The organism is Enterobacter genomosp. S (assembly GCF_001631805.1).
In the GTDB taxonomy this organism is placed as follows: Bacteria; Pseudomonadota; Gammaproteobacteria; order Enterobacterales; family Enterobacteriaceae; genus Enterobacter; species Enterobacter quasihormaechei.
The window spans coordinates 43,466-64,622 of record NZ_LVVA01000020.1 but is presented as its reverse complement, the minus strand read 5'-3'; the positions used below and the strand labels follow the sequence as shown (position 1 = coordinate 64,622).

17 protein-coding genes are annotated in these 21,157 nt (G+C 57.3%); 8 read left to right on the top strand and 9 right to left on the bottom strand.

The window, feature by feature from the left end; genetic code table 11:
* Window positions 1-81 precede the first annotated feature (81 nt).
* A complete protein-coding gene (locus A3466_RS15455; RefSeq protein ID WP_063451293.1) occupies window positions 82-630 on the top strand; it encodes a winged helix DNA-binding protein in 549 nt (182 codons plus the stop codon).
* Here the strand turns inward: A3466_RS15455 and glgX are convergent.
* From glgX to treZ, 3 genes are read right to left on the bottom strand one after another with little or no spacing between them, the layout of a single operon-like run.
* Window positions 627-2,702: a glycogen debranching protein GlgX gene (gene glgX, locus A3466_RS15450; RefSeq protein ID WP_063451292.1), complete on the bottom strand. Its 2,076-nt coding sequence runs from the start codon at window positions 2,700-2,702 to the stop codon at window positions 627-629. The two genes, A3466_RS15455 and glgX, sit on opposite strands and share 4 nt — an antisense overlap.
* A gap of 15 nt (window positions 2,703-2,717) precedes the next feature.
* Entirely contained in the window at window positions 2,718-5,186 is a 2,469-nt protein-coding gene (gene treY / locus A3466_RS15445; RefSeq protein ID WP_063451291.1) for a malto-oligosyltrehalose synthase, read from the bottom strand.
* Window positions 5,183-6,970: a malto-oligosyltrehalose trehalohydrolase gene (treZ, locus tag A3466_RS15440; RefSeq protein WP_063451290.1), complete on the bottom strand. Its 1,788-nt coding sequence runs from the start codon at window positions 6,968-6,970 to the stop codon at window positions 5,183-5,185. Before treZ ends, treY begins: the two co-directional genes overlap by 4 nt.
* Window positions 6,971-7,101: 131 nt before the next feature.
* On the opposite strand from treZ, the gene A3466_RS15435 reads away from it, so the two are divergent.
* From A3466_RS15435 to A3466_RS15420, 4 genes are all read left to right on the top strand, one after another.
* On the top strand, window positions 7,102-7,629 hold the full coding sequence (locus tag A3466_RS15435; protein WP_063451289.1) for a GNAT family N-acetyltransferase: 528 nt from the start codon (window positions 7,102-7,104) through the stop codon (window positions 7,627-7,629).
* Window positions 7,630-7,741: 112 nt separating this feature from the next.
* Window positions 7,742-8,626, top strand: a complete 885-nt coding sequence (locus A3466_RS15430; RefSeq protein WP_063451288.1) for an SDR family oxidoreductase — start codon at window positions 7,742-7,744, stop codon at window positions 8,624-8,626.
* A gap of 107 nt (window positions 8,627-8,733) precedes the next feature.
* Window positions 8,734-9,711 carry an MBL fold metallo-hydrolase gene (locus tag A3466_RS15425; protein WP_063451287.1) on the top strand — a complete coding sequence of 326 codons (978 nt, stop codon included), beginning with the start codon at window positions 8,734-8,736 and terminating at the stop codon, window positions 9,709-9,711.
* Window position 9,712: 1 nt separating this feature from the next.
* On the top strand, window positions 9,713-10,621 hold the full coding sequence (locus tag A3466_RS15420; RefSeq protein ID WP_063451286.1) for a LysR family transcriptional regulator: 909 nt from the start codon (window positions 9,713-9,715) through the stop codon (window positions 10,619-10,621).
* Here A3466_RS15420 and A3466_RS15415 read toward each other — a convergent pair.
* Window positions 10,612-11,496 (bottom strand): LysR substrate-binding domain-containing protein, encoded by an 885-nt coding sequence (locus A3466_RS15415; protein ID WP_063451285.1) that lies wholly within the window; start codon window positions 11,494-11,496, stop codon window positions 10,612-10,614. The genes A3466_RS15420 and A3466_RS15415 overlap by 10 nt on opposite strands.
* Before the next feature lie 111 nt (window positions 11,497-11,607).
* Here A3466_RS15415 and A3466_RS15410 point away from each other — a divergent pair, with 111 nt between their 5' ends.
* The 3 genes from A3466_RS15410 (at window position 11,608) to A3466_RS15400 (ending at window position 14,799) form a co-directional block, all read left to right on the top strand.
* Window positions 11,608-13,089, top strand: a complete 1,482-nt coding sequence (locus A3466_RS15410; protein WP_063451284.1) for a UbiD family decarboxylase — start codon at window positions 11,608-11,610, stop codon at window positions 13,087-13,089.
* Window positions 13,090-13,214: 125 nt separating this feature from the next.
* Window positions 13,215-13,502, top strand: coding sequence for a VF530 family DNA-binding protein (locus A3466_RS15405; RefSeq protein ID WP_063451283.1), 288 nt, complete (start codon window positions 13,215-13,217; stop codon window positions 13,500-13,502).
* Between the two features lie 7 nt (window positions 13,503-13,509).
* On the top strand, window positions 13,510-14,799 hold the full coding sequence (locus A3466_RS15400; RefSeq protein ID WP_063451282.1) for a glycoside hydrolase family 10 protein: 1,290 nt from the start codon (window positions 13,510-13,512) through the stop codon (window positions 14,797-14,799).
* Window positions 14,800-14,837: 38 nt separating this feature from the next.
* Here A3466_RS15400 and dsbG read toward each other — a convergent pair whose 3' ends face one another.
* From dsbG to A3466_RS15375, 5 genes are all read right to left on the bottom strand, one after another.
* Window positions 14,838-15,614 (bottom strand): thiol:disulfide interchange protein DsbG, encoded by a 777-nt coding sequence (gene dsbG / locus A3466_RS15395; protein WP_063451281.1) that lies wholly within the window; start codon window positions 15,612-15,614, stop codon window positions 14,838-14,840.
* 64 nt (window positions 15,615-15,678) lie between these two features.
* Window positions 15,679-17,229 carry a methyl-accepting chemotaxis protein gene (locus A3466_RS15390; RefSeq protein ID WP_063451280.1) on the bottom strand — a complete coding sequence of 517 codons (1,551 nt, stop codon included), beginning with the start codon at window positions 17,227-17,229 and terminating at the stop codon, window positions 15,679-15,681.
* A gap of 98 nt (window positions 17,230-17,327) precedes the next feature.
* On the bottom strand, window positions 17,328-18,344 hold the full coding sequence (locus A3466_RS15385; protein ID WP_063451279.1) for a LacI family DNA-binding transcriptional regulator: 1,017 nt from the start codon (window positions 18,342-18,344) through the stop codon (window positions 17,328-17,330).
* A gap of 28 nt (window positions 18,345-18,372) precedes the next feature.
* The gene (locus A3466_RS15380; RefSeq protein WP_063451278.1) at window positions 18,373-19,779 is read right to left on the bottom strand and encodes a sucrose-6-phosphate hydrolase; all 1,407 of its coding nucleotides are present in this window, start codon (window positions 19,777-19,779) and stop codon (window positions 18,373-18,375) included.
* The gene (locus A3466_RS15375; RefSeq protein ID WP_003857085.1) at window positions 19,779-21,149 is read right to left on the bottom strand and encodes a sucrose-specific PTS transporter subunit IIBC; all 1,371 of its coding nucleotides are present in this window, start codon (window positions 21,147-21,149) and stop codon (window positions 19,779-19,781) included. The genes A3466_RS15380 and A3466_RS15375 overlap by 1 nt, the downstream gene beginning before the upstream one ends.
* Window positions 21,150-21,157: the final 8 nt, after the last annotated feature.

Below are 21,157 nucleotides of genomic sequence, written 5' to 3'. Positions count from 1 at the left end.
AACGTCAAAAACATGTAAACAATTTATCAATAAAATGTTCTTATTTTATCGACGGGTTTACATTCTGGAGAAAGGATCGGTATGACGACTAAGAAAACGAAGGCAGCGTTAAACCACGACGATATTGCGGACGGGCGTATCGTCTCCTCCCGTCATCTGGTCTCAGAGCGGTGTGCCGAATTATCAGAGCTGGAATACGCCCTGATCATGACCAGCAACGCGTTCAACAAGTGGATGGTGCGCTGCATGGCCGCAGCAGGTGAACCGGATATGGGAGCCTTTGACGTTTCGCTTCTGCACCACGTGAATCACCGCAACCGTAAGAAGAAGCTGGCCGACATCTGCTTTGTGCTGAACGTGGAAGATACCCACGTGGTGACGTATGCGCTGAAAAAGCTGGTGAAGGCGGGCTACGTCACCAGCGAGAAAGCGGGGAAAGAGCTTTTTTTCTCTACGACCGAGGACGGGAAAGCGCTGTGCATGAAGTACCGTGAGGTGCGGGAAGCCTGCCTGATCAACATTCATGCGGAAAGTGGCATTCCGGGAACGTCAATAGGCGAGACCGCGCAGCTGCTGCGCGCGATCTCATCTCTGTACGATACCGCCGCACGCGCGGCGGCCTCGCTTTAAGGGCGGCGGAACAGGGTGATACTCCGCCCGGCCAGCTCATAATCTACAGATTCAGTAATGATTTCCCCCGTGGGGGCATCCTCCGCCGTCGAGAGTTCGAGCACCCAGCCCCCTTCACCAAACTGCGGGATCTGGAAAGGCACGGTGCCTTCAAACGGATTGAACAGCATCAGCACGTCGTGCCAGACGCCCTCTTCCTGCTGAAGGTCCGGACGGCTGATGGAAAGGCCAAGGGTGGAGCCCTCGTCCCACTGTTCCGACTGCTGCGGGCCGCCGCCGGCGTTAAACCAGCGGATCTCCAGCCCGTCGCGCCAGTTCTCCCGGCGCAGCAGCGGTTGCTCCGCGCGCAGGGCGATCAGCCGACGGGTAAACTCGCGCAGCGCCTCGTCGTTTTCTGACAGCCCTTCCCAGTTTATCCAGGAGATCTCGCTGTCCTGACAGTATCCGTTGTTGTTGCCCTTCTGCGTCCGGCCAAACTCATCTCCCGCCAGCAGCATCGGCGTGCCGTGGGAGAAGAAGAGCGTAGTGAGGAAATTACGCTTCTGCCGCTCGCGGGTGGCGATGATATCCGGGTTTTCCGTCGGCCCTTCCTCGCCGTAGTTATACGAACGGTTATCGTTATGTCCGTCGTTATTATCTTCCCCGTTATCGGCGTTATGTTTCTCGTTGTACGACACCAGATCGTTGAGCGTGAAGCCGTCATGCGCGGTGATAAAATTGACGCTGGCCCACGGACGACGACCGCGCAGATCATACAGATCGCCGGACCCCAGCAGGCGGGCGGCAAAATCGTTAGAGACGTTATCCCCCTTCCAGTATTCACGCACCGTATCGCGGTATTTATCGTTCCACTCGCCCCAGCCAGGCGGGAAGCCCCCTACCTGATATCCACCCGGGCCGATATCCCACGGCTCACCGATGAGCTTCAGCTTCGACAGCACCGGATCCTGGGTCACGGCATCGAAGAAGCCGCCGCGCGGATCGAATCCCTCCGGCTCTCGTCCGAGTATGGTCCCGAGGTCAAAGCGGAAGCCGTCAATCTGCATCGATTCCGCCCAGTAACGCAGGGAGTCCATGACCATCTGCAACACGCGCGGGTGCGACGTGTTAACGGTGTTCCCGGTGCCGGTATCGTTGATGTAATAACGGTGCTGATCCGGCATGGTGCGGTAATAGCAGAAGTTATCAATCCCTTTAAACGACAGGGTTGGCCCCAGCTCGTTGCCCTCCGCCGTGTGGTTATAAACCACGTCGAGGATCACCTCGATGCCCGCATCATGATACGCGCGCACCATGTCGCGGAAACCCTGGATACCCGCCGGACCGTAATAGCGGGACGCTGGCGCAAAGAAAGCCAGCGAGTTATAGCCCCAGAAGTTTTTAAGACCGCGATCGAGCAGGTGCTGATCGTCCGGGAACCAGTGAACCGGCAGCAACTCCACCGAGGTGATGCCCAGGCTTTTGATGTAATCCACGGAGGCTTTATGTCCCATCCCTTCAAACGTACCGCGCAGTTCGGGCGGAATGGCCGGATTAAGCTGGGTAAAACCTTTCACATGGCTTTCATAGACCACGGTGTATGGCCACGGAACGTCAGGCCGACGCGAGTCCTGCCAGTCGGCGGCGTTTGGGTCGATGACCTTACATTTCGGCGTAAACGGCGCGCTGTCGCGCGTATCAAAGCTGAGATCGAGCTCGTCATGCCCCAGCTCATAGCCGAAGTGGGCATCGTTCCACGCAATGTCGCCCACCAGTTCGCGGGCATACGGATCGATAAGCAACTTGTTGGGGTTAAAACGATGGCCATTCTCCGGATCGTAGGGGCCGTGAACGCGATAGCCGTAGAGCGCGCCCGGCTCGAGGTCGGGCACATAGCCGTGCCACACCTCATGCGTATATTCCGGCAGCTCCAGTCGGGCGATTTCGGTTTTGCCGGAGGGGTCAAACAGACAGAGCTCTACCCGCTCCGCGTGGGCGGAAAACAGGGCGAAGTTTACCCCCTTTCCGTCATAATTTGCGCCAAGCTGCTGGCCATCGCCGGCCCGAATTTCAAACGTTGTATCCTTTGGCATTTTTGTTCTCCTCGATTATTCGCAGGTAAGCAGAACCAACAAACATCCCTTTTCAGACGTTAAATCCAGCGTCTCTGGCAGAAGGCGACGCTCTCCGGTAAACAGATCCCGATAGTGTTTTCCGGCCAGCGCCTGGGGTATGGCCACGGTGGTATTGGCCCACAGGGCCGCATTGTCGGTGACGTCAAACACCAGGCGCGGCACGGCAACGATAAGCGCCTCTTCCTCGTGAAGGCGCGCATAGACAATCAGGTTCTCCTCGCGCTCGCCGGTCACCTTCAGCGGCAGCCAGTCGCCGTAGCGGAAAAGCGCTGGGTAATGCGGTCGGATCCGTAACAGCGTGGCGGTGACATACTGCTTCACGCTGCCGTCGCGCCAGCGTTGCGCATCGTTAAAGATGTTGCAATCCGTCGTGCTCAGGTTCTCCGCCAGCGCGGTGAAATCCGGTTCGCGTCGGTTATCCGGGTCGACCAGGCTAAAGTTAAGCCCTTCGCTACCCTGATAGATGTCCGGTACGCCGGGGGCAGTCAGCTTGATCACCGTCTGGCTCAGGCTGTTCATTAATCCCGCCCGAATGAACGGCTGTAGTGCGGCACTGAAATCACGCAGGAACAGGGTGTTATCCGGGGAGAGCAGATGCCGCACGTAGTCCAGCACCACGCTCTCGTAATCTTCGTTGCTGTCGATCCAGTCGGTCCGCTGCTTGGCCTCGCGCAGGGCTTTTTCGATAAAGCCGAGGAAACGCTCTTCCAGTGACTTAAGCCCGTCGCGATCGTCAGGCGAGAGTGTTGCAGGCCAGACGCCCGCCAGCGCCTGGTAGATCATCCAGGTATCGGCGGCGTTCGGCGCGGTGCCGTCGTTCAGGAACCGGACCTGCGTCTGGTTCATCTGCCGCCAGCGCGCCAGGTTTTCTCCCCACAGATCCGGCACTTCCGTCAGCGTGTACAGACGCGCTCGCGCATCCTCGCCGCGTTTGGTGTCGTGGGTAGAGGTCCCCAGCAGCGCGTCGGGCTGCCGGGCAAGACGAATGCGCATCTCCTGGTGAAAACGGGAAAGTGAAAACGCGCGCGGCGTCGGGTCGGCGCCTACTTCGTTCAGCGCCAGCTCCAGGTTGTGGCGGAAGAACAGCGTATCCTCTACCGATTTCGCCATCAGCGGCCCGGTCAGCTGCTGAAAACGGGTGCGGAAAAGGGAAGCCTGCGCGTGGTCATGCTCCGGCAGATCGCCGGTGAGAATACGGACGATCAGGCTCAGGGCGGGTTCGGACGTGTTCACGCTGGCGACCACCCGGCTAAGCAGCGCTACGTCCGACGGCGTCATCCCCTCTGCGGTGCCGTAGGTGCGATACACCGGAAAGGCGATAAGCAGCTCGCGCAGGGCGTGGCGAATATCTTCGTGCTGCACCGCCACGTCGTTGCGCCGGGCCAGCTCGCTGGCGATAGTCAGCAGCGTAGTAAATTCGCCCTCAAAGTTACGATCGGTCATCAGGCCTTTGGCCTTGCGCAGCTCCGTATGCCTGTCCACGGTCATGCCCAGCGTCTCGTCGTGGAGCGTCTCCAGCCGCGAGAGGTTGTTATCGTCCACCAGCACTTCCGCCAGCGAGGCGATAAACTCATAGCCCGTGGTACCCGAGACGGGCCACTCCGCAGGAAGCTGTTCCCCTTTCGCGAGGATCTTCTCCACCGTGATGTAGCAATCCGGCCCGGTAGCCGCCCGCAGGCGCTGCAAATAGCCCAGCGGATCGGCAAGCCCGTCCACATGGTCAATGCGCAGGCCGTCGACGACACCAGCGTGAACAAGCTCAAGGATCAGGCGGTGCGTGTCTGCAAATACCGCCTCATTCTCCACCCGCACGCCCACCAGCCCGGTAATTTCAAAAAAGCGTCGCCAAGACAGCAGTTTCGGCGCTTCCCGCCAGGACATCAGGCGCCAGCTTTGCGCCTCGTGGATTTCAGCGATGCTTTTGTCCTCGGCAAACGTGCCGGGATTAAGCGGATAAGCGGTGTCGTAATAAACCAGCTCCGCCTTATTAGTGACACTGTCACGTTTAACAGTGATAGCCCCGCGCTCCAGCTCGGCTTCAAAGGTGTCACCAAGAAACGGCAGCGTTAGCGGTCTGGACCAGTCGATATCAAAATAGGTCGCGTAGCGGCTATGCCTGCCGTGCTCGATCACATCGCGCCACCAGCGGTTCTCCAGGGAAGTGGACATGTGGTTCGGCACAATATCCAGAATCAGCCCCATCTCTGCCTGCTTAAGCGCCGCCGCCATGCGGTCAAACCCTTCCCGCCCGCCAATCGCCGGGTCGATTTCATTGGGGTTCGTCACGTCATAACCGTGAGTGGAATCCGTGGTTGCCGTGAAAACAGGCGACGCGTAGAGATGGCTGATACCGAGATCTTTCATATACGGTATCAAGGCCACCACGCGGTCAAAGGTCATGCCGTTGCGAAACTGAATGCGATAGGTTGAGGACGGGATCATAGCGTTGCTTCTCCTTCAGCAAAGCGAACAACAATGCTGTTCGGCGGCAGGTTTTCGATTGCCTCCGGCCAGCTAAAGATCGGTTTTCCGGGCAGGTCCGGCAAGGTGAGCGGCTTTTTACCGATATTCAGCGCCAGCGACAGCGTACCGGACGGAAAACGCCAGCTCACGGCAACCATGCCGAGCGTTGTTTGCAGGACGTTACCCTCAACCGCGCCGTGCTGCTTCAGCAACGGGACGACATAGCGCTGACGCAGCGCTATCAGTCCGCGCGTCAGGTGCACCCACGCCCTGCCTTCCTCCGTATCCACCCTGTTCCAGTCAAGCTTCGAACGCATAAAGGTATTCAGGTCGTTGGGATCCGGTACGGTTTCATCGTGCCCGGCATGACCAGTAAACTCTTTCGCGCGCCCTTCCCGCACCGCTTTCGCCAGGTCGCCGTGGAAGTCGGTGAAAAAGAGGAACGGTTGCGTTTCGCCATACTCCTCGCCCATAAACAGCAGCGGTATATGAGGCGACAGGAGCAGTGCCGAGAACAGCACCCGCGTTTTATCCGCGCCAGCCAGAGAGATGAGCCTCTCACCCTGGGCACGGTTGCCGACCTGATCGTGGTTCTGAATAAAATCGACAAAAAACTGCGGAGGCTGCTCGCGACACTCTACCCCGCGCGATTTTCCGGTCTGAAGCGAGATTTCGCCCTGGTAGACAAAGCCTTCGGCCAGCGCTCGCGCCAGCTTTTTCTCCGGTTCAAAGGCGAAATCCTGGTAATAGGCGTGAGATTCCCCGGTCGCGAAGACATGCGCGGCGTTGTGAAAATCATCATTCCATTCGGCGGTGAAAAGCGGCGTCTGACCATGCTCATCGCGCGGATGCAGGAAAATGACGTTGCGACTGTCTTCGGTGGTGAGATGGATATGACGATCGGGAAATGCGGCGCGGATCCGTTGCGCAATGTGGGGAAGAATGTGGGTCTCTGCATCGTCATGGATCTGGTCGATGGCGTCGAAGCGCAGGCCGTCAAGATGATACTCCGACAGCCAGAATAACGGCGCCTCGGCAATGTATTGCCGGACCGCGTCAACCTCATAGGCAATCCCGTTGCCCCACGGGGTCATCCGATCCTGATGGAAAAACGCCGGCGAGAGTAACGGCAGGTAGTTCCCTTCCGGGCCAAAGTGATTGAGTACGATATCGAGCACCACGGAAAGCCCGAGCGCGTGGGCGGCGTCGATAAAGGCATGAAAATCTTCCGGCGTGCCATAAGCCGAGTGCGGGGCATACAGCAATACGCCGTCATACCCCCAGCCGCGTTGCCCCCCAAACTGGGAAACGGGCAACACTTCCAGCTGCGTAATGCCCAGTTCGGCCAGATAAGGCAGTTTTTCGATGGCCGCCCTGAAGGTTCCTTCCTCGGTGAAGGTCCCGATATGCAGTTCGTAAATTACCGTCTCTTCCCATGGCCGCCCTTTCCATTCTGATTGCGCGGGCGGATTGCGTCGGGGGTCAATCACCACCGACGGGCCGTTGACGTCATTCTGCTGGGCACGTGAGGCCGGATCCGGCACTGCCAACCCATCCTGTAAAACAAACTGATACGTCGTACCGTGCCTGACGCCGGGAACGTCAATCTGAAACCAGCCGTCGCCCACCGCCGCCATTGGAATGTCGGTGTCGGTTAAACGCAACGTGAGATCTTTCTGCCCTTCAGCCCAGACGCGAAAACGTACAACGTCATCGGAAATAAACTCGGCACCCCAGTGCCTGCGACATGTTCTGAATTCCATTCACTGTCCTCGAATGACCACATTTTACGCGGAACGAAATACAAGCTTAGACCAGGATCAACAGAGTGTTATGCCAGCAGGGTGTGCCGCTTCGTCTATTATCTATTTATAACTCCCACTTAAGGAATACCATGCATATTCGAAAAGGATTAAGTACCGATCTCGCCCGTCTTGAATGCTGTGATTTTTCTTTCACGGTTGATGAGGTTGCCAGAGAGCCCTTTCTCAATGGCGATTTGCATATTGAAGCGTTAACAGAGCCTTATCTTAAAACGTATGAACTGGATCTCCAGACGCTGGAAAACCATTGCGTTAATCCGGATTCAATATTTCTGATCGCCGAAACGGATGACGGAGAAATCGCCGGTTTCATTACCGCATCCTGTAACTGGAATAAATTTATCTCGGTGGATTACATTGCCGTGGAGCGTTCAAAACGCCGGACGGGCGCCGCGCATAAGCTGATGTCTGCCACCCACGTCTGGGCGCGAAGCCTCAATGCGCCCGGCTTGCGGCTGGAGACGCAAAACGTCAACGTTTCGGCCTGTCTGTTCTATCGTCACTATGGATTTATTCTGGGCGGTTACGACCGCTATCTTTACAACGCCCTACCGGAAAAAGATGAGGTCGCTCTTTTCTGGTATTACATGCTGGCTTAAGAAAATATTTTACATCCGGCAATGGAATATAGATTTGTCTGAATTTGTCAATTTTGCCCGCTTGCGTCTAATTAACGACTAATCTTGGAATTCACTATTTAAGGAGGCCGGTATGTCTACAGGAAATAATCACACGCTGCATTACCCTCGTCCACCGTTTGCTGAACAACCGCAAATGGCCCCCGGACTGGCATCGGAAATGAAGCCAATACCGGATCATGGTGAAACAAGTTATATCGGGTCGGGAAAACTGGCAGGAAAAAAAGCGCTGATCACCGGTGGTGATTCCGGCATTGGTCGCGCGGTCGCCATCGCCTACGCTCGCGAAGGGGCAGATGTCGCTATCGGCTATCTGCCTGAAGAGGAATCCGATGCCGCATCGGTTATTGCGCTGATCAAGGCTGAAGGCCGTAAAGCGGTCGCTATCCCCGGCGACATTCGCGTAGAGTCGTTCTGCGATACGCTGGTGGAAAAAGCCGTCGCCGAACTGGGCGGCCTGGATATTCTGGTGAATAACGCCGGGCGCCAGCAGTTCTGCGAATCGATCGTCGATCTCACTACCGCTGATTTTGACGCGACGTTCAAAACCAACGTCTATGCGCCCTTCTGGATCACGAAAGCCGCGCTGCGCCATTTGCAGGAAGGCGCCGTGATCATCAACACCACTTCCGTTCAGGCATTTAAGCCGAGCGCGATCCTGGTGGACTATGCGCAGACCAAAGCCTGTAACGTGGCCTTTACCAAGTCTCTGGCGCAGCAGCTGGGGCCGCGCGGCATTCGTGTGAACGCTGTCGCGCCGGGTCCGTACTGGACGCCTCTTCAGTCCAGCGGCGGCCAGCCTCAATCCAAGGTCCAGAAGTTCGGGGAAGATACTCCGCTGGGCAGACCGGGCCAGCCTGTTGAAATCGCACCGCTGTACGTGCTGTTTGCCTCCGATACCTGCTCATACGCCTCCGGACAGGTCTGGTGTTCTGACGGCGGTACCGGCGTTCTGTAAAAACTTCTCTCAGACCTATCCATTTCATGGATAGGTCACATTCACCCCCCTGCCGTTCTCAAAAATCTCAGTTGAACTATGATGAACTTACTATTGAGGAGCCCATCATGTTTACTGTGAAAAAACTTGCTTTATCAACCCTGTTTACCGGTTCTGTTCTTTTCTTTCCCGCGATCCATGCGGTGGCCAGCGTTCCCCAGCAAGTGGTGAAACAGCAGGCTGGCGGCTATAGCGTTCAGGTTGGCGATACGATTGTCACCGCCTTTACGGACGGCAGCGTGCCGCAGGATCTGCACGCCCTGTTGCGCCGGACAACGGCGGAAAATACCGATGCGTTACTGGCAAAAAATTTCCAGGCCAACCCGGTTGAAGCATCGATTAATGCGTTCTATATCGCGCTGCCCGGCCACAAAATCCTGGTGGACACCGGATCAGGCCAACTCTTTGGGCCCGGCAAAGGCGGCCGACTGATTGAAAGCCTGGCGACGCAGGGCATCAAACCCGAAGATATTACCGATATTCTCATCACCCATGCTCACTCCGATCACGCCGGTGGCCTGGTGAAAGACGGCCAGCGCGTGTTTACTCATGCGCAGGTCTATGTCGGCAAACCGGATATCGAATTTTTCTTTAACGACGATAACCAGAAAAAATCTGGCTATGACCAGAACTACTTTGACGTTGCGCGCAAAACCTTAAAGCCTTATCTGGACGCCGGAAAAGTGAAGACCTTCTCCGGGACGGAACAGCTTCTGCCGGGCATCCGCGGAACGGTACATCCGGGCCATACCCCAGGCTCGGCGTTCTATACGCTGGAGAGCAAAGGTGAAAAAATCACCTTTGTCGGCGACATTATTCACGTCGCTGCGGTTCAGTTCCCCCAGCCGAATGTGACGATTGCTTACGATGAGGATCAGGACGGCGCCGCCAGGGTGCGTAACGCGGCGTTCGCGGCGTTTGTGAAAAACAAAGAACTCATTGCGGCTCCGCACCTGCCTTTCCCCGGTATCGGTTATGTCACGCAGGGCGAGCGGCAAGGCTACGCGTGGGTCCCGGTGACCTATACCAACCGTGACGCAAAATAAGATGCCACCTTCCGATATAAATATAGATCTGCTTCTGACGCTGGATGCCCTTCTCAGGGAGCAGAATATCACCCATGCGGCCGCGCGGCTGGGCATCAGCCAGCCGGCAATGTCTGCCCGCCTTGCGCGCCTGCGTCTCCTGTTCGGTGAGCCGCTGTTTGTCCCTTCCCCACACGGACGTGGGGTGTTACCTACGCCGCGCGCCGAGGCGTTAAGGCCGCAGGTCACGACTATTTTGCAGGGCATTTCGTCAATGCTCGAACCCACCACGTTTAACGCGCAAAACAGCAACCGCACCTTTGTGATTGCCCTGCATGAGAACCCGGCGCTGATGCTCGGGGCGGAGTTGCAGAATCAGATTAGCGTTGCGGCACCAGGCATCCGGCTGCGTTTTGCCCTCCCCGAAACCCAGCTGCTGGCGGCGCAGATGGAAAATGGCGAGGTGGATATTTATGTCGGCATTAACGCGGGCGCGCACGATGCATGGGTCAGACGAAAACTGTTTGACGATGAATATGCCACCGCCCAGCGTAAAGGCCATCCGCGCGGTACGGGGCCGATGGATCTGAAAAGCTATTGCGACCTTTCCCACCTGGTGGTTTCGTCCGAGGGGGACCCTTTCTCAGGCTTTGTCGATCGGCATCTGGCAGGGCTTGGCCACCAGCGTAACGTGGTGATGTCGACGCAAAGCTACGCGATGGCGCCTGCGATTGTTGGCGGTACCGATTTGCTCTGCACCCTACCCAGACGCATGCTGCAACGCTTCTCGCAAACGCTAGATATTTTTCAGCCACCGCTCGATCTGCCGCCGATCGTTATTGGTATGTACTGGCACCCTAAAAACGGTCAGGATCCAGCTAACCGCTGGCTGCGGGACCAGCTTCTACAGGCCGCCGGGCGTCAGGTATGATCGAGAATGTTCATCAATTTTTTTAGAACCTCAGAGCGAATCACCCGATGGCAAACCAGCGTCAGCTCACTCTCCCGGAGTCGGTCAAGAATATCCACAAAGACCACGTTTTGTACGCGTATCGCTTTCGCTGAGGCCGGCAGCATGGCGATGCCAAACCCCGCGGCGACAAGGCTTATCACCGTGGGGACATCGGTGGCATTTTGCACGACGTTAGGCTGTATACCCGCGCTGTGGCAGGCGTCATAGAAGTATTGCTCCAGACCCATACCCTGCGGATCGCGCAGGGTAATCCACTTTTCCTCCTTCACAGACGAAAGCGTCAGCGCGGAAGATCCCGCCAGGCTATGGTGATGCGGTAACGCCAGCACGACTTTTTCCGTGGTGAAAGGACGGCTTTGCAGATCGTCAGGCAGCAGCGGTAGCGGCGCACGGATGATGGCCACATCCAGCTGGTTGCTTTGCACGCCGGTGTAAAGGGTTTGCACGTTCCCCGTCATCATAGAAAGGGTGATGGCCGGCCATTTCTCATGAAGAAGCCGCAGCGCGGCGGGCAGTTTGCTGTCGAATATCGCGCTTGAAACACATCCGAGATTCAGCACGCCCTGCTCACCCCTGGCCGTTTGCCTGGCGTCCAGAATCGCCTGATCGGTCATAAAAATCGCGATTCTGGCTTTATGGAGAAACGCCTCTCCGGCTGGCGTCAGCGTTAAGCGACGATTCGCCCGGCTGAACAGCGTGACCCCCAGGCGATCTTCGAGGGTTTTGATCTGCTGGCTCAGCGCGGGCTGCGCCATGTTCAGGCGCTCTGCTGCCCGGTGCATGTGGAGCTCTTCGGCCACCACGATAAAATTGCGCATCAGTCGAAACTGCAAATCGTGCCTCCGTCATTGATATTAATTTTGTTATCAAAATAGCATAAATGATGCAATTGATAGCAGTGTTCGTCCGGTTAAAAATGGAAGCATTCAATCAAGGAGGTAAATATGGAAAACCACATTAACGATCTCAGAAGTGCCATCGAACTGCTCCAGCGCCACGAAGGCCAGTACATTGAAACTGACCATCCTGTCGATCCGAATGCTGAGCTGGCGGGCGTTTACCGGCACATCGGCGCTGGCGGTACGGTCAAACGTCCGACGCGCATCGGCCCGGCTATGATGTTCAATAACGTGAAGGGTTACCCGGATTCCCGCATCCTGGTGGGCATGCACGCCAGCCGCGAACGGGCGGCGCTGCTGTTGGGGTGCGAGCCCTCTGAACTGGCAAAACACGTCGGCCAGGCGGTGAAAAACCCGGTTGCGCCCGTTGTCGTTCCGGCGGCGCAGGCGCCGTGCCAGGAGCAGGTGTTTTACGCCGACGATCCGGACTTCGATCTGCGTAAGCTGCTTCCGGCCCCGACCAATACGCCGATAGATGCCGGCCCGTTCTTCTGCCTGGGGCTGGTGCTGGCGAGCGATCCGGAAGACGCGTCGCTGACCGACGTCACCATTCACCGTCTCTGCGTTCAGGAGCGCGACGAACTCTCCATGTTCCTTGCCGCAGGCCGTCACATTGAAGTGTTCCGTAAGAAAGCCGAAGAGGCGGGAAAACCGCTGCCGGTCACCATCAACATGGGTCTTGATCCGGCTATCTACATTGGCGCTTGCTTCGAAGCGCCGACCACGCCCTTCGGCTATAACGAGCTGGGCGTCGCCGGCGCCCTGCGTCAACGCCCGGTTGAACTGGTGCAGGGCGTGGCCGTGAATGAAAAAGCGATTGCGCGTGCGGAAATAATCATTGAAGGCGAACTGCTGCCGGGCGTGCGCGTAGAAGAAGATCAGCATACCCATACCGGGCATGCGATGCCGGAATTCCCCGGCTACTGTGGGGAGGCAAACCCTTCGCTGCCGGTGATCAAGGTGAAGGCCGTCACGATGCGCCATCAGGCGATCCTGCAAACGCTGGTCGGTCCAGGCGAAGAGCACACCACGCTTGCCGGTTTACCCACTGAGGCCAGCATCCGCAATGCGGTGGAAGAAGCCATCCCCGGTTTCCTGCAAAACGTCTATGCGCATACCGCTGGCGGCGGCAAATTCCTCGGCATCTTGCAGGTGAAAAAACGCCAGCCCTCAGACGAAGGGCGTCAGGGTCAGGCGGCTCTTATCGCGTTAGCCACCTATTCCGAGCTGAAAAACATTATTCTCGTCGATGAAGACGTGGATATTTTCGACAGCGACGACATTTTGTGGGCGATGACCACCCGCATGCAGGGCGACGTCAGCATCACCCATCTGCCGGGGCTCCGCGGTCACCAGCTCGATCCTTCCCAGTCGCCGGACTACAGTCCCTCAATTCGAGGAAACGGGATAACCTGTAAAACGATTTTTGACTGTACAGTACCCTGGGCGCTGAAGTCTCGCTTTGAGCGCGCGCCGTTTATGGAGGTAGACCCAACGCCGTGGGCGCCAGAACTGTTTAAAAAATAGTAATCTCCTCTTCTTCACCCTCTCAAGGGTGAAGAACCTCACGCTGAAATTGCCGCGTCCCCTGCTTTCTTGTAACCTTTGAGCGTTTATCACATCCCCATATAAATTGAGACTCCCGGACGCCTATGACTGCACATACTTCCAACGATCCTTTGCATGGCGTAACGCTCGAAATGCAAGTTAACGCGCTGGTTGCGCGATATGGCTGGAATGAACTGGGCAACCGAATCAAAATCAACTGTTTTCGCAAGGACCCGAGCGTTAAATCGAGTCTGAAATTTCTGCGCCGTACCCCATGGGCGCGGGCGGAAGTCGAAGCCCTTTACCTCGAATCCCTTCACGATGACGGTCCCGGGGAACAGGACGAACCGGCCTTTAATCCCTGGACGGAAAGCCGGACACCCAGGAGCTAAAACGCAAATGATGCGACACGTAAAACGGACCGGCGCGCTGCTTGGCTGCGCGCTTTTACTGGCAAGTTGCACCTCCAAACCACCCAAATCACTCGTTACCCCGCTGCCGCAGGCGAAACCAGTACAGCAGACCAACGAACCCATGCGCGGGATCTGGCTGGCGACCGTCTCCCGTCTCGACTGGCCACCCGTTTCCTCGGTGAATGGCCGCAGCGCGGACCAGCGTATCGCCCAGCAGCAGCGGGCGCTGACGGACAAGCTCGATAAGCTGAAAACTTTGGGGATCAATACCGTTTTCTTTCAGGTAAAACCGGACAGCACGGCGCTGTGGTCCTCTAAAATCCTGCCGTGGTCGGATACCCTCACGGGGACTATCGGGGAAGATCCCGGTTACGATCCGCTCCAGTTTATGCTGGATGAGGCGCACAGGCGCGGCATGAAGGTTCACGCCTGGTTTAACCCGTACCGCGTTTCCACCAATACGAAGCCGTCGACCATTGCCGCGCTTAACCGGACCTCGTCGCTTCATCCCTCCAGCGTGTACGTCCAGCATCCGGAGTGGATCCGTACCTCGGGGGAGCGTTTTGTCCTCGACCCGGGCATTCCCGAGGTGCGTGACTGGATAACCCAGGTGGTGATGGACGTGGTGAATCGCTACCCTGTCGACGGCGTTCAGTTCGATGACTATTTTTATACCGAAACGCCGGGTTCTGCCCTGAATGATGCCTGGACCTTCAGGCACTACGGCGAGGGATTTGCCTCAAAAGCCGACTGGCGGCGACATAATACCCAGGAGCTGATTGTGCAGGTCTCCCGGGCGATTAAGCAGGCCAAGCCTGAGGTTGAATTTGGCGTAAGCCCGGCGGGCGTCTGGCGCAACCGCTCCTTCGACCCGGCAGGTTCGGACACGCGCGGTGCCGCAGCCTACGATGAATCCTACGCTGACACGCGCAAGTGGGTACAGCAGGGGTTACTCGATTACATTGCGCCGCAGATTTACTGGCCCTTCGCCCGCGACGCGGCACGTTACGATGTGCTGACAAAATGGTGGGCTGACGTGGTGAAACCGACCCATACCCGCCTGTATATCGGGATCGCGTTCTACAAGGTGGGCGCGCCTTCCAGAAATGAACCTGACTGGACGGTGAACGGCGGCGTGCCGGAGTTGAAAAAACAGCTCGATCTTAACGACTCCCTGCCTGACGTAAAAGGCACTATCCTGTTCCGCGAAGATTACCTTAACCAGCCGCAGACGCAGGATGCGGTGAATTACCTGCGGGGACGCTGGGGAAGCTGATCCAGAAAAGGCAGAAACGCCCTGTTTCTGCCTTTCTTTTACGGCTTCGGCCCGAACATCGCCTCAAGTTGTTTCGCGTCCGGCATGCCCACGACCTGTTGCAGTTCGTTTTGTTCATTCAGGTAATAAATTGCCGGCGTGGCATTCGCGCCGAGGCTGTCCATTAACGTCTGATGATTTTGCAGGATCTCAACGGTTTCCCGGGAGGCCGCGCCTTCCGGTTTCGGCAGCTTTTTGCCGCCGGAGAGCTCGTACTCTTTCCAGGCCGATACCGGATCTTTCGCATTCAGGATCGCCGAGGCATTACGCCCGCTGTTCGGGTTGAGGAACGCGACCAGCAGCGTGTTAAGCTGGACCTTCCCGGCCTTCACCCACGGCTGCGCTTCTTCCCAGAACTGTTTGCAGTACGGGCAGAACGGGTCGGCAAAGACAAAAACTTTCTTCGGCGCAGTCTCCGCGCCCTCCTTCAGTGGATGCGCCGCATTGAGCTTCTTCCACATCTCGCGGCCCATCGGGGCGTATATTTCCTTCTGGAAATAGGCCTCGCTGAGGTTTGTTCCCTTATCATCATACAGATAGCCAGACACCACGTGCTTTCCGTCAGGGGTCAGAAAGAGCGTCACGCCCATGTCCTGATACTGCCCCAGCCACGCAGGCGCGCCGCCGGGAGCATCAATTTTCTTTATGATTTTGATGTCCTGCTGTTCGCTGAAGTGCTTCACCACATCCGGAAGCGTCTCCTCTGCCCTGACCAGCCCTGAAGCCAGCAGAGCAGAAAGTAACAGCACTTTTTTCTTTGCAAACCGTTGAAGCATAACGACCTCTCTAAGATAGAGTTTTAGAGTGATCGAAGATGCGTGCCCTGTCAACGCTTGCCCGTTACGCCGTCCTGGGCAGACTGAAACTTGAAATACTCTGCGACAGCTGCTGCGCCTGCTCCTCCAGCGAGGCTGCCGCAGCGGCGGACTGCTGCACCAGCGCCGCGTTCTGCTGTGTTACGCCGTCCATCTCGGTTACGGCCTGCCCAACCTGACCAATTCCGCGGCTCTGCTCTTCAGAGGCAACCGAAATCTGCTCCATCAGCGCATTCACTTTATTCACAGAGCTGATAATAGAATGAATCACCTCTCCCGAGCGGTTCACCAGCTCCGCCCCGTTTTTCACGCTGGAGACAGACTGGGCGATAAGGCTTTCGATATCCTTCGCCGCCACCGCGCTTTTCTGCGCCAGCGTGCGGACTTCACTCGCCACGACGGCAAATCCTCGCCCCTGCGTACCGGCACGCGCCGCTTCAACGGCCGCGTTCAGCGCCAGAATGTTGGTCTGGAAAGCAATACTGTTGATGACGCTGGTGATGTCCTCAATACGCTTCGAATTGGACGCGATAGTATTCATCGTCTCGATGACTTCACGGGTTACCGCTTCGCCGGTATGGGCATTTTTCACGGCATCCTGTACCAGCTTACCGGCCTGGAAAACGTTATCGGTGTTGTTCGCCACCGTCGCGCTCAGCTCTTCCATGCTGGTCGCCGTCTGGGTCAGCGCGGAGGCCTGCTGCTCTGTACGCGAGGCCAGGTCGATATTGCCGGAGGCAATTTCCTGCGCCGCGTGGGTCACGGTATGGCTGGCATCGCGCACCTGAGAAAGCGTGGAGAGTAGCGCCTGACGCATCTGCTCCATTGAGGCCATCAGGCGATCGATTTCATTCCCGGAATCACCCTTGACGGGTACCGGTACGTCCAGCTTCCCTGCCGCAATCTGGCTACAGTGCTCACGCGCCAGGTCAACCGGCGCAAAGACAAGTCGTTTCATCAGCAGGCTGACGGCGAGGATCACCACCACGAACAGCGCGGCAATACAGGCGATAATGACCAGTCCTGACACGAAATTACGGCTCGCATCCTCATTCAGCGTTTTCGCGTACTTTTGGTGAACGGAAAGCACCTGATCGAGCACAATTTCATATTGGCGATCGAGCTGGGACACCACGGGGATGAGAGTATTGAATCGTGGCACATCGTGCGCGGCAGCCGCAGCGATCAGCGGCGCCAGCCCCTGGTTACGGTAGTTTTGCCACGCCACCTGGTAGTCGTTGACCAGTGGGGCTTCATCCTGCAAACGCGGCGAGGCCATAAACGCCGAAAAGGCACGGTCGGCTTTGGTCAGGGCCTCTTTCACCGAGGCCAGTTTTGCGGACGAAACGGCTGCGTCCCCAGCTTCCACCATTTTCACATACTCCATGACCCTGACGCGCAGGGTTCGGCTGTGGTTAATGGGGTCAATAATCGACAGAACCACCTGAATTTCTTTGTTCACGTTATCCAGCGAATTATTACTTTTGATGATGAGCCCAACGCTGGTGATGGTGCTGGCCACAAAGAAGAAAAGCAGGGAAAACAGGATAATCAGTGATGATTTTTTCAACGACATAACAATAAACCTCAGGAATATAGTTTCCCTTTGGTTATCGGCGAAAACAGATCTTTAATTAATTAAAGTTATGGGCGTATTCGCGAGTTGCTCATCTTTTATTCGGCTGACCGGTAACGACGTTGCAGGGTTGCATCCAGCTTGCGCTGAATCGGCTCCGGCGTCTCCCCTTCAATCAGTTTGCCAATCAGATCAAAGCAGTGCCAGGCGAGCTGTCGGTTATCCTGACGAACGGTATCGACAGGAATAGACAGAGAGTCATAGAGATAGTGATCGTCGAAGCTGGCGAGACGGATATCACTTTGCAGCAGGTTATGTTGCCCCATGTAGCGCAACACCCCTTCCAGCAGGCCACAGGCGGCGGTAAAAAGGGCTTTTGGCGGGCGGCCCAGGCGCGCGCAAAGCTCGGCAAACATTTCGTAGCCGGAACTCGGGTGGTAATTACCATGAATGATCCACTCCGGACGTAACTCGACGCTGGCGTCGCGCAGCCCCTGCTTAAAACCTTCAAGACGGTCACGGGTTGGAGAAAGCCGCGGCTGCCCGCCGAGGAAGTAGAACTCGTCCGGATGCTGGCGCGCAATGTCGGCCACCAGTCTGGCGGTTGGGGTAATCGAATCGGTGATGACCAGCGGCAGAGAGCTGTCGTTCATATGACGGTCAAAAAGCACAACGGGCAGCTGTTCGCTCAGCTTTTGGTAGTCCGCGTCGTTGAGCATGCTGGAGGCGACGATCAGCCCGTCCACCTGGCGGGCCACCATGTTGTTGACCACCACCGTCTCCTGGCCCGGATTTTCATCGCTACAGGAGATCAGCAGTTGAACGCCCGCCTCGCGGCATAGGGTCTCAAGCTCGTGCGAAAAAACGGCAAAACCGTAGTTGGTGATTTCCGGCACCACCAGTCCAATAGTGTGGCTGCGGTTATCCCGCAGCGAACGGGCGTGAATACTGGGCTGATAATGCTGTTCTTTGGCAATCGCCAGCACGCGCTCCCGCGTCTCTTCTGCCACGCGAAGCTCTTTGCTGCGGCCGTTCAGAACCAGGCTGGCGGTGGCTTTTGATACCCCCGCCAGCTCCGCGATATCTTTGATGGTGACGCGTTTTGTTTTTCTCACAACGACTTAGATCCGGCTGCCAAAACGCCTATTCTATCATGCAGGTGCGCAGCGACCAGTAGCGTAATGTGATGTCGGACGCACCTTCGACGCGCACCCGTGCCGGATGGTCAGGAAAATAGCGGCTGCTCATGACGCCTTCACCGTGATTGATGAAAATTTCGACGCTGGAACGGTCACATAGCACGCGCAAATGATTAACGTCACCCCTCCAGTAGCGGGTCATCGTTTCTCCGGTTTCCAGACTGGCGCGCGCCAGACGTAAACCCTCATCATCCATAACCAGCCGCAACGCACCGGCAAAATTCACCTTCACGTGCGAAGCGCTTAGTTCGAACTCAAGGCGCGTCCCGTCCAGGTCCGGCGCATCGTCGGCGCGCCCCTGCCAGTGATGTTCATCCTCACGCAGCGCTTCCAGCTCGCGCACCGGCGTTTGCCAGAGCTTACCGTCGCGGTAGCGCAGCTCTCGTGGACAGGTCATCTGGTGTATCCAGCCGTGCGCGCGAGTGGGCTGGAGCATCTCCTCGCCGTCCGGCACGCCCATCCAGCCGATGAGGATGCGGCGGCCATCCTCTGCTACTGCGGTTTGTGGCGCATAAAACTCGAAGCCAGCGTCAAGCTCGTGCAGTTCGCCATGCGCAAAGGCAGACGTTTGATAATCGAACGCCCCGCTCATCCAGACGGCCGGATAGGTATTGAGATAGCGATGCGGCTCGCGCGCCAGCCCCTGTGGGCAGGAGATCAGCACGTACGTGCCGTCGAGCGCAAAGAGATCCGGGCACTCCCACATATAGCCTGCGTCCGTCAGCCCGTTGACGCCATGACCGGCGATTTCGCCGCAGGATACCCAGGCGTGCAAATCGGCTGACGTAAACAGCAGCACTTTGCCGCGCTTATGCCGATCCTGCGCCCCGAGCACCATGTACCACTGCCCGTCATGGCGCCACACTTTCGGATCCCGAACGTGCCCGGTATACCCTTCCGGCAGGGGCAACACCGGCCCCAGCTTGGCAAAAGTGCCATCGTCGTTTTGCACCGCCAGACACTGCCAGGCGGTGCGGCCCCCATCGTCAAACTTTACGTTGCCGGTATAGCACAGGGTCAGCACGCCGTTGTTATCCACGGCGCTGCCGGAGTAACAGCCGTTGCGGTCGTACTCTTCGTCGGGCATCAGCGCCATGGGCTCGTGCCGCCAGTGCACCAGATCCGCTGAACTCCAGTGTCCCCAGCACTTATAGCGATGATCGCTGTCCAGCGGGTTCCACTGATAGAACAGGTGGTAACGTCCGGCAAACCAGATAAAGCCGTTCGGATCGTTCATCAGCCCCGTCACGGGCGCGGGATGCCACTGCGGATAATGGCTGTCTGCCAGCGCGCGCGGCTGGCCTTGCATCACGGCCTGCAACACGGCAGGCCAGCGGGAAGGTAACGTCATTATTCAGAGTCCGTTTTATATTTCAGCAGCAGAGAGACGGTGAACGCCACGCCAAAAGCAATCACCATACCGATGATATAGTTGAGCAGCGAACTGGCCTGGACGATCGCCATCCCGGGAAGCGCCGTCAGCCCAACGGCGGTCATGTAGACATGCACCGATACCACCCAGGCACCGCCCGCCGCGCCACCGATCAGCGCCGCGATAAACGGCTTCACGAAGCGCAGGTTAATACCAAAAATCGCCGCTTCGGTGATGCCCAGCATCGCAGAAAACGCCGACGGTAAGGTAATGGCCTTGATTTTGGCATCGCGGGTTTTGAACCATACCGCAAGACACGCCCCGCCCTGTGCCACGTTCGCCATCGCCCAGATCGGCAGCAGGAAGTTAACGCCGATTGACGGATTACCCAGCAGCCCGGCCTCAATGGCGTGGAAGCTATGGTGGATACCGGTAATGACAATCACCGAATAAAGCCCACCGAACAGCAGCCCGGCCAGCCAGCCTGCGTGGGCAATGAGGGTGCTGAGAATGAAGGAGATCCCGTCGCCCAGCGCGCGCCCCGCCGGGCCAATAATCAACAGCGCAATAAAGCCGGAGATAATGACGGTCAGGAACGGCGTCAGGATCAGATCTAACGCATCCGGAATCGCCCGGCGCAGCTGTTTTTCCACAATGCTCATAAACCATACCGCTAACAGCACCGGGAAGACGGTTCCCTGATAGCCAATCATGGCAATTTCGAGGCCGAAAAAGTTCATGGTGTGGAAGCCGGACGCCACGCCCCAGGCGTTGGTCAGCGCCGGGTGCGTCAGAATGCCGCCCAGCGTCGCGCCCAGATACGGGTTGCCGCCAAACTCACGCGCGGCAGTGAAGCCAATCAGGATCGGCAGAATAATAAACGCCGCCGAGCTGCACATATCCAGCATGATATAGAGCGCGTTATCCGGGTTGACCCAGCCGTAGGTTTTAACCATCCCGAGCAGGCCCATCAGCAGACCCGAGGCCACGATCGCCGGGATAATCGGCACGAAAATATTGGAGAGCAAGCGCGCGATACGCTGGAACGGGTTCAGCTTGCGGGCCGCAATATCCGCCGCTTCTGATTTACTGGACTCGCTAATTCCTGCCGCCTGAATAAATGCCGCGTAAACCTTATTCACCACGCCCGTGCCGAAGATCACCTGCATCTGCCCGGCATTGCGAAAGCAGCCTTTTACGCCTTCAACCTTGCCGATAGCCTGCTGGTCGGCAAGCGCATCGTCGACCAGTACCAGACGAAGACGCGTGGCGCAGTGCGCCGCGCTGGCAATGTTCTCTTTGCCACCGAGCAGCGGAATAAGCTCGCGAGCAATATGATTAAAATCCATAGATACCT